We start from the raw sequence: 12,308 nt of genomic DNA on the forward strand, positions 1-12,308 counted from the left end.
CAGGCGGCGGCGTTGGCGGCGGTTCGGAAAAAGCTGAAAGCTTACTTCGGGTAGTTTATCTCGTTAACGTACCACTGCGCCTCGCCCAGCGGGGTATTGACGGTGGCGACGTCCCCGACCTCTTTTTTCAGCAGGGCGCGCGCCATCGGCGCATCGATGGAAATGTAATCCTTGCGGCCGAAAATCTCGTCGTAGCCGACGATGCGAAAACGTTTGATCTCGCCGTCGTCATTTTCTACCTCCACCCAGGCCCCGAAGAACACTTTGCCTTCCTGCTGCGGGGAGTAATCGACGATCTTCAACTGCTCCAGGCATTTGGTCAGATAGCGGACGCGGCGATCGATCTCGCGCAGCCGCTTCTTGTTGTATTGGTAGTCGGCGTTTTCGCTTCTGTCGCCCAGGCTGGCGGCCCAGGTCACTTTCTTGGTCACCTCGGGGCGTTCTTCGCGCCAGAGGTAATCCAGCTCTTGTTTGAGCTTGTCATACCCTTCACGGGTTATCAGTTGAGTTCTCATCGTGATTTATCTTTATGGGGCCACCGCCACAGTGTACGTGAATGCGCAGGGCTTTAAAAATGGCGCGCGGGCCTGCGCCTTGTCGCACGGTTTTTATTCAGTTTGCGCAGCTTTTAACAATCGGGAGTATGCTTAGCGATAGCGGAAAAGGAATGTGACGAAAGGAGGATATCTGGCGAGAGAGACAAGGAATTTTGGCGCACAACCCAACACATTGAAGGTATTACCGCATGGAATTTAAAGATTACTACGCCACGATGGGCGTTGAGCCCAACGCCGATCTGAAAACCATCAAAACGGCCTACCGCCGGCTGGCGCGTAAATATCACCCTGACGTGAGCACTGAAGACGACGCCGAGAGCAAGTTCAAGGAACTGGCCGAAGCCTATGAGGTACTGAAGGACGACGAGCGCCGCGCCGAGTACGATCAGATCCGGCTGCATCGCAACGATCCCAACTTTGGCCGCCAGGCGCGCGGCGATCACGGCGGCTATCAGCAGAGCGCCTCATGGCACGGCGGCGGTGCCGACGCGCAAGACTTCTCCGACTTCTTCGAGAGCATGTTCGGCGGGCGGGCGGCGGGCGGGCACCGTTCCTCTGCGCATTCGCACGGCGGGCATGGCTTCCGTGGCCAGGATCTGGAGATGGAGGTGCCGCTGTTCCTCGAGGAAACGCTGCATGGTCAAAGCCGCGAGATTTCCTACAAGCTGCCGGTGTACGACGAACTGGGGCGGCAGGTAAGCGAAGCCAGCAAGACGCTGAACGTGAAAATTCCGGCCGGCGTGGGCGACGGCGAGCGCATTCGCCTCAAGGGGCAGGGCGTTGCCGGCGTGGGCGGCGGCCAGAACGGCGACCTGTATCTGGTTATCCGCCTCGCGCCGCACCCGCTGTTTGAGATAGACGGCCACAACCTGAGCATCGTGGCGCCGCTCGCTCCGTGGGAAGCGGCGCTCGGCGCCAGCATTGAGGTGCCGACGCTGACCGGCAAAATCGCGCTGACCGTGCCGGCCGGCAGCCAGAGCGGCAAACGGCTGCGGGTCAAAGGCAAAGGGTTGGCGGGCAAGAAAGAGCCCGGTGACCTGTACGTTATTCTCAAGGTGGTGATGCCGCCGAAGCCGAACGAGAAGGCCAGCGCCCTGTGGCGGGAACTGGCTGAACAGGCGGCGTTCAACCCGCGCGCGGAATGGGAGTAAAGCAGATGATGAAAAAAGAGATCACTTTCACCGTGGTGGAATTGTGTCAGAGGGTGGAGATTTCAGAGGACGAGCTGGTCGAGATCGTCGGCCTGGGCGTTATCGTGCCGCTGGAGCCGGCGCAGCCGCGCTGGGAGTTTGATTATCCGGCGCTGAGCCATCTGCAGCGCGCACGCAGGCTGCGGGCGGAGCTGGATCTGGACTGGCCGGGGATCGCCATGGCGCTGACGCTGCTCGATCGGGTTGATGCGCTACAGCAAGAGAACCGGCAGCTGCGCAGGCAGCTGGCGCGTTTCCTGCAAACTTCCTGACCCGACAGCTGAACGCCACCGGGCGCTTCCCGGTGGCGAAATTGCACAAAATTGGGCCGTCGCCCCACATTGCGCCGATAAAGGGCGAAATTTTGACGAACCCCCGTCGACATTCACTGAAAATTGTTGATAAATGGGGAAAAGAATAAGCTTTGTAACAATTTCGTCTAGAATACATACCATTAAACGCTGTCTCAAATGGCAAGGTTTTCTAACAATATTCGAGTCAGGCAATAAAGCCTTTGGGAGTAATACCATGCAAGAGAATCATAAGATCCTGGTTGTCGATGATGACATGCGCCTGCGCGCGCTTTTAGAACGTTATTTAACCGAGCAGGGCTTCCAGGTTCGCAGCGTTGCCAACGCTGAGCAAATGGATCGCTTGCTGACTCGTGAATCCTTCCATTTGATGGTGCTCGATCTGATGTTGCCGGGCGAAGACGGCCTATCCATCTGCCGCCGCCTGCGCAGCCAGAGCAACCCGATGCCGATCATTATGGTCACCGCGAAAGGCGAAGAGGTCGATCGCATCGTGGGCCTGGAAATCGGCGCCGACGACTACATTCCTAAACCGTTCAACCCGCGTGAGCTGTTGGCTCGTATCCGCGCGGTGCTGCGCCGTCAGGCGAACGAACTGCCGGGCGCGCCTTCGCAGGAAGAAGCGGTGATCGCTTTCGGCAAATTCAAACTGAACCTCGGCACCCGCGAGATGTTCCGCGAAGACGAGCCGATGCCGTTGACCAGCGGCGAGTTCGCGGTACTGAAGGCGCTGGTCAGCCACCCGCGTGAACCGCTGTCGCGCGATAAGTTGATGAACCTGGCGCGTGGCCGCGAATACAGCGCCATGGAACGCTCCATCGACGTGCAGATCTCTCGTCTGCGCCGTATGGTTGAAGAAGATCCGGCGCATCCGCGTTATATCCAGACCGTGTGGGGGCTCGGCTACGTCTTCGTCCCGGACGGCAGTAAGGCATGAGGCGATTGCGCTTTTCACCGCGTAGCTCGTTTGCCCGAACCCTGTTGTTGATCGTCACCTTGCTGTTCGTCAGCCTGGTGACGACCTATCTGGTGGTGCTGAACTTCGCCATCCTGCCCAGCCTGCAGCAGTTCAACAAGGTATTGGCCTACGAAGTGCGTATGCTGATGACCGATCGGCTGCAGCTGGAGGACGGCACGCTGCTGGAGGTGCCGCCGGCGTTCCGCCGTGAGATCTACCGCGAACTGGGCATCTCTCTCTACACCAACTCGGCGGCGGAGGAGAGCGGCCTGCGCTGGGCGCAACACTACCAGTTCCTCAGCCAGCAGATGGCGCAGCAGCTCGGCGGGCCGACCGATGTGCGGGTGGAGGTGAACAAGAACTCCCCGGTGGTGTGGCTGAAAACCTGGCTGCAGCCCGATATCTGGGTGCGCGTGCCGCTGACGGAAATCCACCAGGGCGATTTCTCGCCGCTGTTCCGCTATACGCTGGCGATTATGCTGCTCGCGATCGGCGGCGCCTGGCTGTTTATTCGTATTCAAAACCGCCCGCTGGTGGAGCTGGAACATGCGGCGCTACAGGTGGGCAAGGGCATTATTCCGCCGCCGCTGCGCGAGTATGGCGCTTCCGAAGTGCGGTCGGTGACTCGCGCATTCAATCAGATGGCGTCGGGCGTCAAACAGCTGGCGGATGACCGTACGTTGCTGATGGCCGGGGTCAGCCACGATCTGCGTACGCCGTTGACGCGGATCCGCCTGGCGACGGAGATGATGAGCGCCGAAGATGGCTATCTGGCCGAGTCGATCAATAAAGACATCGAAGAGTGCAACGCCATCATCGAGCAGTTCATCGATTATCTGCGCACCGGGCAGGAAATGCCGACCGAAAGCAGCGATCTGAACGCCATTTTAGGCGAAGTGGTCGCGGCCGAGAGCGGCTATGAGCGGGTGATTGAAACCGCGCTGTCGCCGGGCGAGCTGATGATGAACGTACATCCGCTGTCGATTAAACGGGCGGCGGTGAATATGGTGGTGAACGCGGCGCGTTACGGCAACGGCTGGATCAAAGTCAGCAGCGGCCGTGAGCTGCAGCGCGGCTGGTTCCAGGTGGAAGATGACGGCCCGGGCATCAAGCCGGACGAGTTGAAGCACCTGCTGCAGCCGTTCGTACGCGGTGACAGCGCGCGCAGCACCAGCGGCACCGGCCTGGGGCTGGCGATCGTGCAGCGTATTATCGACGCGCATGATGGCGAACTGGATATCGGCACCAGCGAGCGCGGCGGGCTATTGATCCGCGCTTATATTCCGTTGCCGATGGAGAAAAAAGAGTCGACCAACGGCCATCAAACGGCCAGGGAAACCGCCTGACCTCTGATGTGGGCCGCGCCGCTGCGGCCCCGTCAGGACTTTCTGCTCATCACGTAGTATTCCGCCGCATCCTCATGCAACCGGCGGCCGGTCGGCGCCTGCCACGGATCGATTAATTCGATGCCGCAGTGGAGGAAGCCTTTGGTATTGCGGGTGGCCAAGGCGGCGCCGTAATGCAGGCAGGTGGCGGCGATTTGGGTATCGGGCACGCTCATCGCTTTACCCAGCAGCCGATTCCTTGCCGTCAATTCCGCGTATTGCATCGCGCACAGCCCATCAAACGGCAATATCTGCCCCTCGAACTTCAATTCAATGGCGTCCGCCAATTTCAGCTTGAGATCCCGCTGGCGCTTGCCGTCAGGCATGCAGGCCACGCCGCTGAACAGTTCGGCGAGGACAATGGCGCTGAGATAGAGCTCGTCATTGTCCTTTTCATTTAGCCAGTTAATGACGTTGTAGTACGGGCTGGGACGCAGCGTTTCTGAAATGACGTTGGTGTCGATAATGATCATGCGTTGTCATCTTCATCATCAAAGGTGACGATGCGTGGCGGCACGGCGTCACGCGGTGGGATCTCCAGCTCAACGCCGCCGAATTCGGCGAAGTGCTGATGCATCCAGGTACCCAATCCATAGCGCGGCGGCTTTTTGACCAGCGCCTGTTTCAGGATCATGCGCGCTTCCTCTTCCATGGAATGGCCGTTTTTCGCCGCTGAGATACGCAGCAGCTCTTTGATTTCGTCGTCCAGATTTCTGACGGTGATAGTAGCCATTGAAACCTCCTTTGCTATCAATGATTGCATTGACTTATTCTCTCGTCCTGCTGCTTAAAAAGCAATCAATTGAAATAAAAAAAGGCGCGGGATCCGCGCCTTAGCTGAAGAGGTAACGCTACCGAATTACAGCTTCGGGCCGGCGCTGACCAGCGCGGCACCCGCAGGCGTGTCGGTGTATTTGTCGAAGTTGGTGATGAAGCGCTCGGCCAGATCCTGCGCTTTTTCCTGCCACTGCTCGAGGCTGGCATAGGTGTTGCGCGGATCGAGGATCTCCGGGTTCACGCCCGGCAGCGCGGTCGGCATCGCCAGATCGAAGATAGGCAGGGTAACGGTTTCCGCCTTGTCGATTTCACCGCTCAGGATGGCGTCGATGATGCCGCGCGTATCTTTGATCGAGATGCGTTTGCCGGTGCCGTTCCAGCCGGTATTGACCAGGTAAGCCTGGGCGCCGGCGGCCTGCATGCGTTTCACCAGTACTTCCGCGTACTGCGTCGGGTGCAGTGACAGGAATGCGGCGCCGAAGCAGGCGGAGAAGGTTGGCGTCGGCTCGGTCACGCCGCGCTCGGTGCCTGCCAGTTTGGCGGTGAAGCCGGACAGGAAGTGGTACTGAGTCTGGTTGGCGGTCAGGCGCGATACCGGCGGCAGCACGCCGAAGGCGTCGGCGGTCAGGAAGATCACCTTGGTGGCGTGACCCGCCTTGGACACCGGCTTGACGATGTTCTGGATATGGTAGATCGGGTAAGAAACGCGGGTATTCTCGGTTTTCGAACCGTCGTTGAAGTCGATGCTGCCGTCGGCCAACACGGTGACGTTTTCCAGCAGCGCATCGCGTTTGATGGCGTGGTAGATGTCCGGCTCGGCTTCTTCAGACAGCTTGATGGTCTTGGCGTAGCAGCCGCCTTCGAAGTTGAACACGCCGTCGTCGTCCCAGCCGTGCTCGTCATCGCCGATCAGCTGACGCTTAGGATCGGTGGAGAGGGTGGTCTTGCCGGTGCCGGACAGGCCGAAGAATACCGCCACGTCGCCTTTCTCGCCCACGTTGGCCGAGCAGTGCATCGAGGCGATGCCTTTCAGCGGCAGCAGGTAGTTCATCATCGAGAACATGCCTTTCTTCATTTCGCCGCCGTACCAGGTGCCGCCGATCAGCTGCATGCGCTCGGTCAGGTTGAAGGCGACGAAGTTCTCCGAGTTCAGGCCTTGCTGCTGCCAGTTCGGGTTGGTGCATTTGGCGCCGTTCATCACCACGAAGTCCGGTTCGAAGTCAGCCAGCTCTTCGTCGCTTGGGCGGATGAACATGTTTTTCACGAAGTGCGCCTGCCAGGCCACCTCGGTGATGAAACGCACTTTCAGGCGCGAGTCGGCGTTGGCGCCGCAGAAGGTATCCACCACGAACAGGCGTTTGCCGGACAGTTGCTCGGTGACCAGGTGTTTCAGATCGGCCCAGACTTCCGGGCTGAGAGGTTTGTTGTCGTTTTTGCCTTTGCCCTGATCGGCCCACCACACGGTATCGCGGGTGATGTCGTCGCGGACGATGTATTTGTCTTTCGGCGAACGGCCGGTGAAGATGCCGGTATCGACGGAGACGGCACCCAGCTTGGTGACTACCCCACGCTCAAAACCTTCCAGAGATGGGTCTGTTTCTTCCTTAAACAGCAGTTCATAGCTCGGGTTGTGAACGATTTCGCTGACGTCGTGAATGCCGTAAGCGGCCAGATCCTGAGGGGTTATACCTTTAACGCGCATGTTACTACTCCTTGGTCACAGAATTTCTGGCGGCAATTGTAGGGATCTAACGGTGCGTAACCGCGATGGGTATCAAATATTTAACGTTTTAGGCGGTATTTCGTTACGATCTGAGAGATAGCACACGGAAAAAAGCAAACGTGCAAACGGCGGGGCTTGGCGGGTGCCGGGCGCGCCCGCCGAGAGGGTATGACTTAGTGCAACCGGTCGCTTTCGCCGGCGTTGCCCGCATACAACGCGGCAACATCAACCGGGTCAAAGACATAGTGGCTGCCGCAGTAGTCGCAGTGCATGTCGATATTGCCGTCCTGCTCCAGCATGTCCGCCACTTCGTCGGCCGGCAGCGTCAGCAGCGCGTCGGCGCAACGCTGACGTGAACAGGTACAACGGAATTGCACGTCCTGTGGTTCATACAGGGTGACTTCTTCCTGATGATACAGGCGGTACAGCACCTCATTGGCCGGCAGGCCGAACAGCTCTTCGCTTTTGACCGTGTTGGTCAGTTGCACCAGGTGATCGAAATCATCGAGGTTGCCGTCCTGCGCCGGCAGCACCTGCAGCAGCATGCCGGCCGCCGCGGCGTTGCCTTCCGCTTCGCCGGTGCGGATGAACAGGCGGGTCGGCAACTGTTCAGACTGGCGGAAGTAGGCTTCCAGGCATTCGGCCAGCGTTTCCCCTTCCAGGCCGACCACGCCCTGATAGCGCTCGCCTTCCGTCGGGGAAATGGTGATGACCATGACGCCGTTGCCGATCATCTGATGCAGGGTGCTGTCGTCGGCGATAGGCGCCTGGGTGCGCGCAACGCCGCGCATCTCCTGGCGGTTGTTGCCGTTGATCACCGCCAGCTTCAGCGGGCCGTCGCCTTGCAGCTGAACGGTGATGTCGCCGTCGAACTTCAGGGTTGCGGTCAGCAGACTGGTGGCGACCAGCAGCTCGCCCAGCAGTTTTTGCACCGGCGCCGGGTAGTCGTGGTTGTTCAGGATCTGCTGATAGGTTTCGCTGACGGTAACCAGCTCGCCGCGCACCGCGTAGTTTTCAAACAGGTAACGGTGCAATTGGTCATGGTTGGACATAATCTTCTCTCATTGCGGTGAGGGGTTATTCCTGCTCACCAAATTTAAATTTCATCAGGTCGCGCCGCTCCTTTTTGTCCGGACGTCGGTCCGGATGCGGCATGGTCAACGCGTTCATCTTGCGCGCCAGCGCCATTTTTTCGCGGTTGGCGATGCTGGCTTCGGTTTCCTGATACATTTGCTGCGCCTCGTTGGCGCCGCGGCGTTGGCTGGTCAGCGCCAGCACGATCACCGTACGTTCTTCGTTGCCCTGCCGCAGTTTGAGCTCGGCGTTGAGCTCGACAATCTTGCTCGGCTTGCCGCGCTGGCCGTTGTAATGCACCTTGCCGCCGTCGATCATTTCGCGCGCCAGCGCGCGGGTCTTGTAGAAGCGTGCGGCCCACAGCCACTTATCCAGTCGGACCGCGTCGTCGCGCGTCGCTTTTTCCTTCATGCTTCCCCCTTGGCCAGCGCCGGTATCAGCAGGCGGTAGTCGCGCATCGACGGATGGCGCTGGAAGCTTTTCTCCGCCGAGCTGGAGTCCGGGTTTTGCACGCCCAGGCAGTAACGAATGCCGAAAGTGCGCGCCGCGTCGAGGATCGGCTCGCCGTCGTCGACAAACAGCGTGCGCTGCGGGTCGAATCCGGTGTGCTGTTGCACCGCTTGCCACAGACGCTGATCTTCTTTCGGATAACCAAATGTGTGGGTGGAAAACAATAAATCAAGGTGCCGATCGAGGCCGGTATGCTCGATTTTCACCGCCAGGCTGTGCGGATGGGCGTTGGTCAGCAAAATGGTTTGCAGGCCGGCGTCGCGCAGCGCCCGTAAAAAAGGCTCGGTGTCTTCGCGCAGCCGGGCGCGGCTGCCCACTTCGCTGGTCATGCGGTAAATGTCCAGATCCAGCCGCTCGCTCCAGTAATCGAAGCAATACCAGTTCATGGTGTGCTGCACCGCCTGGTATTCCCGCTCGATGATGTGGCGGGCTTCGTCGAACGGAATAGCGCGCCTTTCGCTCAGCGCCTGTGGCACCAGGCTGAGCCAAAAGTGGCTGTCGAACTCCAGATCCAGCAATGTGCCGTCCATGTCCAGCAGCACGGTATCGATCTGCGGCCAATCAAACTCGGGAACCATAAAAACTCCACGGGCGGACCGACGGGCAGTCCGCAGATGAGAATAATAGCGTTAGCGTAGCATAAGCGGATGACAGGGCCGAAGCCCCGGCGTCAGGTTCAGGCCATCGGCCGCATCGACATCGGATTGAGCTGCGGGTTGAAGCAGCTGTCGTAGTAACGCTGGATATCGGCGACGCGGTGCTGATTGATGCGCCGACGCTGCACCAGCCGCCAGGCGTTATAACCCAGGCTGACCACTACGGCCAGCAACAACAGGCTGGTGCCGAGATAGCGCCACAGGGTGATCATATCCGGTTCGCTGTGCAACGCCACGTGGCGAGTGCCGTTGGCGTCAACGCTGAGGCTGGTGATCACGCCCTGCGCCTGGAATGGGGTATGCAGCAGCAGGTTGGACTGGCGCTGCAGCTCATTCCACTGGTCGAGCGCGTTGTATTCGCTTTGCGGCGTCTGCGGCTGGGGGTGACTGACCCACTGGCGGCCTTCGTCGCTGCGGATCAGGAAACCGCCTGGCGGCGGGCTGTTGAGCGCAGCGGCGGCCAGTCGCGTCTCATTGAAGATGAACGACGAGGTGGCCACTTTGGTCAGGCTTTCCAGCGATTCGGCGCTGACCGGACGAAGCAGGACGTTGACGCCTTGCAGCGCGCCGGATTTGGCGCGTTTCACCAGGCTGCTCCAGTTTTTCGCGTTGCCCAGGTTAACCAGCGCGTTTTTCAGCCGTACGCAGTCGTTTTCCGTCTGGCACAGATCCTGCGTTTTCAGCACGATATCGGAGAAATCGTCCAGCAGGATCATGCCGGATTTCTCGATGGCGCTGGCCAGCTGCGGGTTGACCTTCTGATCGGCGCCGCTCGGATGCAGCTGACCGCTGACCGTCGCCAGCAGGGCTGTCGCTTTGTCTATGACTTCCGATTCCGGCTGCGGCAGCGGGGCGGCGGTGTTCCAATAGATGCCGGAGCAGTCGAACGGCGCAAAATTGACGGCGCCGCCGCCGTTGGCCGGCGGCGGGACATAGCACATGCCGCTGCCGCGCACTTTCAGCGTGTCGCCGATGCGCAGCGGCGTGGCCTCCAGCGCCTGTACGCTGGTCACTTCCACTTTTTGCGCGCCTTGCAGCCAGGCCATGCTGAGGGTCAACGGCAGGTTGAGCGGGATATAGATCAGCAGCAGCAGCAGAACCAGCGCCGAGCTGGCGACCAGCACCGCATTGCGGCCCCACTGCTGCAACGGGAAATTCTTCACTTCGTCATGCAGCGACAGGAAGCGCCCCTGCCGCACCACCTGACGGTTGAGATAGACGTCCACATCGGTGGTTTTGCCCAGATCCTGCGTCAGGTACGGTTGCCAGTGCGGCGGATAGATCAGATCGATAATGCCGAGCGAAATATTGCTGATCTGCCCCTGGCCGGATTCGCCGAACAGGCCCCAGCGCTTTGGCGTGCCGCGCAGGCAGTGGATCTCTTTCAACTCGCGCGACGCCGGGCGGCGGAACAGGTTCCACCCTCCCCAGGCGATCATCAGCACCGCCACGAAAATCATCCAGGGGATCACCAGCACCGGGCTGATCAGGCTGAAGAACAGCAGCAGCAGCGCGGCGGAGATGATGACGGCTTCACGGATGCCGTTCGGCCGGTTCAGCGCGTGCTCTTCCGGCGTTTCCTTGCGAATGTTCACCAGCTCGACATGCTCGCTCTCTTCCTTGCGGATGGAGGCGTTTTTGGTCGGCGCGGCGTTCACCACCGGCGGCTGCGGCCGGTCGTGGATATGATCTTTCAGCGAGTGCCCGTTGAGCGAAATCACCAGCGGCAGCGTCTGGGTTTTGATCACTTCCACATGGTTGTCGGCGGTGATATAGGGTTCCCAAAACGGGGGGAGGTGCACCTCTTCAGCGTCGAGGTAATAGCGCCATTTATTGGGATCGTCGCTGGCCAGCCCGTAACGGGTGATGGCGTGCGTCACGGGATAAACGTTATCGCTTTGCGGAGTGAGCGCCAGTTTGGCTGCGGGCAGCGTAGCGCCGCCGCCGGGCAACAGTTTGTTGCTCAGTTTGTTTTGTTGATTGAGGTAGAACTCGACCGCCGCGCGTTCTTCGTCGGTCAGCTTGCGGTGGGCGGGTTTGATAAACGGCAGCGTGCGCGCCAGCGCCGTCGGGTGGCGGGCCTTGAACCACAGGTACAGGCCGGCGGCAATCAGGCAGACAAGCACTAAGGCCAATATCAACACTATTGTGCTCATGCAATCCCCATCTCACACCCGTGAATTTCGCCAACCTGATGAAAAGCTGAATATTATACGGAGTAAACCGCCAGGAGGCACCCAGAACTAATGAGGGAACAAACAGATTTTCGCTTTGGATCTCATTCCTTCATGAAGCAAGGTCATTTTATCACTGATTCTTGCCTGCGTGATACTAGCAACCGGCTCCTGCCGTCGATATCGGCATTATCCTATTTTCATGCGCGCTGTTTGCTGAATCAGTGCAGAAAATCGCCTGCGGCTGGCGACGCTTGTTAAAAGAAAGTAAATTACTGTTCATGCGCGTTGCGGCCGAGCTTGCCCTTAACGCACAATGTGATCAAGATCGAATTTGGTCAGCGTTTGAGCGCCAACGAGCCGTGCGTTACGCCAATCATTTTTTCGGTTGCCCTGTCCGCGCCTGGGTAACCTCTTTGAGGCAATCATGGATAAACACCTGCAAAAACCTAAAATTCTGAAAGTGGAAACGGTCGCGCGTTCGCGTTTGTTCAACGTCGAGTCGGTCGATTTGGAATTCAGCAACGGTGTGCGGCGGGTGTATGAGCGCATGCGGCCTTCGGATCGCGAAGCGGTGATGATTGTGCCGGTGATTGGCGATGACCTGCTGCTGATCCGCGAATATGCGGTGGGCACTGAATCCTATGAGCTGGGCTTCCCGAAAGGGTTGATCGATCCCGGCGAGGGGGTGTTGGAGGCGGCCAACCGCGAGCTGATGGAAGAGGTGGGATTCGGCGCCAGACGCTTTGATTTCCTCAGCAAGCTGACGATGGCGCCATCCTACTTTTCCAGCAAAATGAATATCGTGCTGGCGCACGATCTCTATCCGCAGAGCCTGGAAGGGGACGAACCGGAACCCCTGCCGCAGGTGCGCTGGCCGATCGCCAACATGATGGCGCTGCTGGCGGAACCGGATTTCCGTGAGGCGCGCAACGTCAGCGCGCTGTTCCTCTCCGAGGCGTTTCTGCGCGGTTCGCGCTGAGACGCTTCGCG

General features: G+C 59.5%; 13 protein-coding genes. 5 read left to right on the forward strand and 8 right to left on the reverse strand.

Annotated features, from left to right (window positions below; all coding sequences use genetic code 11):
- Nucleotides 1-41 precede the first annotated feature (41 nt).
- A complete protein-coding gene (gene greB, locus IMX17_RS22260) occupies nucleotides 42-515 on the reverse strand; it encodes a transcription elongation factor GreB (protein WP_033645289.1) in 474 nt (157 codons plus the stop codon).
- 230 nt (nucleotides 516-745) lie between these two features.
- On the opposite strand from greB, the gene cbpA reads away from it, so the two are divergent.
- From cbpA to envZ, 4 genes are all read left to right on the forward strand, one after another.
- The gene (gene cbpA / locus IMX17_RS22265) at nucleotides 746-1,708 is read left to right on the forward strand and encodes a curved DNA-binding protein (protein ID WP_046898703.1); all 963 of its coding nucleotides are present in this window, start codon (nucleotides 746-748) and stop codon (nucleotides 1,706-1,708) included.
- 5 nt (nucleotides 1,709-1,713) lie between these two features.
- Nucleotides 1,714-2,019: a chaperone modulator CbpM gene (locus IMX17_RS22270; protein ID WP_004930739.1), complete on the forward strand. Its 306-nt coding sequence runs from the start codon at nucleotides 1,714-1,716 to the stop codon at nucleotides 2,017-2,019.
- Nucleotides 2,020-2,275: 256 nt separating this feature from the next.
- Nucleotides 2,276-2,995 carry a two-component system response regulator OmpR gene (gene ompR / locus IMX17_RS22275; protein ID WP_004709363.1) on the forward strand — a complete coding sequence of 240 codons (720 nt, stop codon included), beginning with the start codon at nucleotides 2,276-2,278 and terminating at the stop codon, nucleotides 2,993-2,995.
- Nucleotides 2,992-4,362: a two-component system sensor histidine kinase EnvZ gene (gene envZ, locus IMX17_RS22280; RefSeq protein WP_033645286.1), complete on the forward strand. Its 1,371-nt coding sequence runs from the start codon at nucleotides 2,992-2,994 to the stop codon at nucleotides 4,360-4,362. Before ompR ends, envZ begins: the two co-directional genes overlap by 4 nt.
- A 32-nt stretch (nucleotides 4,363-4,394) precedes the next feature.
- Here envZ and IMX17_RS22285 read toward each other — a convergent pair whose 3' ends face one another.
- From IMX17_RS22285 to IMX17_RS22315, 7 genes are all read right to left on the reverse strand, one after another.
- Nucleotides 4,395-4,874 (reverse strand): type II toxin-antitoxin system VapC family toxin, encoded by a 480-nt coding sequence (locus IMX17_RS22285; protein WP_079450505.1) that lies wholly within the window; start codon nucleotides 4,872-4,874, stop codon nucleotides 4,395-4,397.
- The gene (locus IMX17_RS22290) at nucleotides 4,871-5,134 is read right to left on the reverse strand and encodes a plasmid stability protein (RefSeq protein ID WP_004930730.1); all 264 of its coding nucleotides are present in this window, start codon (nucleotides 5,132-5,134) and stop codon (nucleotides 4,871-4,873) included. Before IMX17_RS22290 ends, IMX17_RS22285 begins: the two co-directional genes overlap by 4 nt.
- Nucleotides 5,135-5,260: 126 nt before the next feature.
- Nucleotides 5,261-6,880 (reverse strand): phosphoenolpyruvate carboxykinase (ATP), encoded by a 1,620-nt coding sequence (gene pckA / locus IMX17_RS22295; protein WP_015379308.1) that lies wholly within the window; start codon nucleotides 6,878-6,880, stop codon nucleotides 5,261-5,263.
- A gap of 194 nt (nucleotides 6,881-7,074) precedes the next feature.
- Nucleotides 7,075-7,953: an Hsp33 family molecular chaperone HslO gene (gene hslO / locus IMX17_RS22300; protein ID WP_182265715.1), complete on the reverse strand. Its 879-nt coding sequence runs from the start codon at nucleotides 7,951-7,953 to the stop codon at nucleotides 7,075-7,077.
- Between the two features lie 25 nt (nucleotides 7,954-7,978).
- Nucleotides 7,979-8,386: a ribosome-associated heat shock protein Hsp15 gene (hslR, locus tag IMX17_RS22305; protein WP_033645283.1), complete on the reverse strand. Its 408-nt coding sequence runs from the start codon at nucleotides 8,384-8,386 to the stop codon at nucleotides 7,979-7,981.
- A complete protein-coding gene (gene yrfG, locus IMX17_RS22310; protein WP_182265716.1) occupies nucleotides 8,383-9,063 on the reverse strand; it encodes a GMP/IMP nucleotidase in 681 nt (226 codons plus the stop codon). Before yrfG ends, hslR begins: the two co-directional genes overlap by 4 nt.
- A gap of 98 nt (nucleotides 9,064-9,161) precedes the next feature.
- Nucleotides 9,162-11,297, reverse strand: coding sequence for an intracellular growth attenuator family protein (locus IMX17_RS22315; protein WP_046898706.1), 2,136 nt, complete (start codon nucleotides 11,295-11,297; stop codon nucleotides 9,162-9,164).
- Nucleotides 11,298-11,742: 445 nt separating this feature from the next.
- Here IMX17_RS22315 and nudE point away from each other — a divergent pair, with 445 nt between their 5' ends.
- Entirely contained in the window at nucleotides 11,743-12,297 is a 555-nt protein-coding gene (gene nudE, locus IMX17_RS22320) for an ADP compounds hydrolase NudE (protein ID WP_046898707.1), read from the forward strand.
- The last annotated feature ends 11 nt before the right edge of the window (nucleotides 12,298-12,308 follow it).

This window comes from Serratia sp. X3 (assembly GCF_014982455.1).
Lineage (GTDB): Bacteria > Pseudomonadota > Gammaproteobacteria > Enterobacterales > Enterobacteriaceae > Serratia > Serratia ureilytica.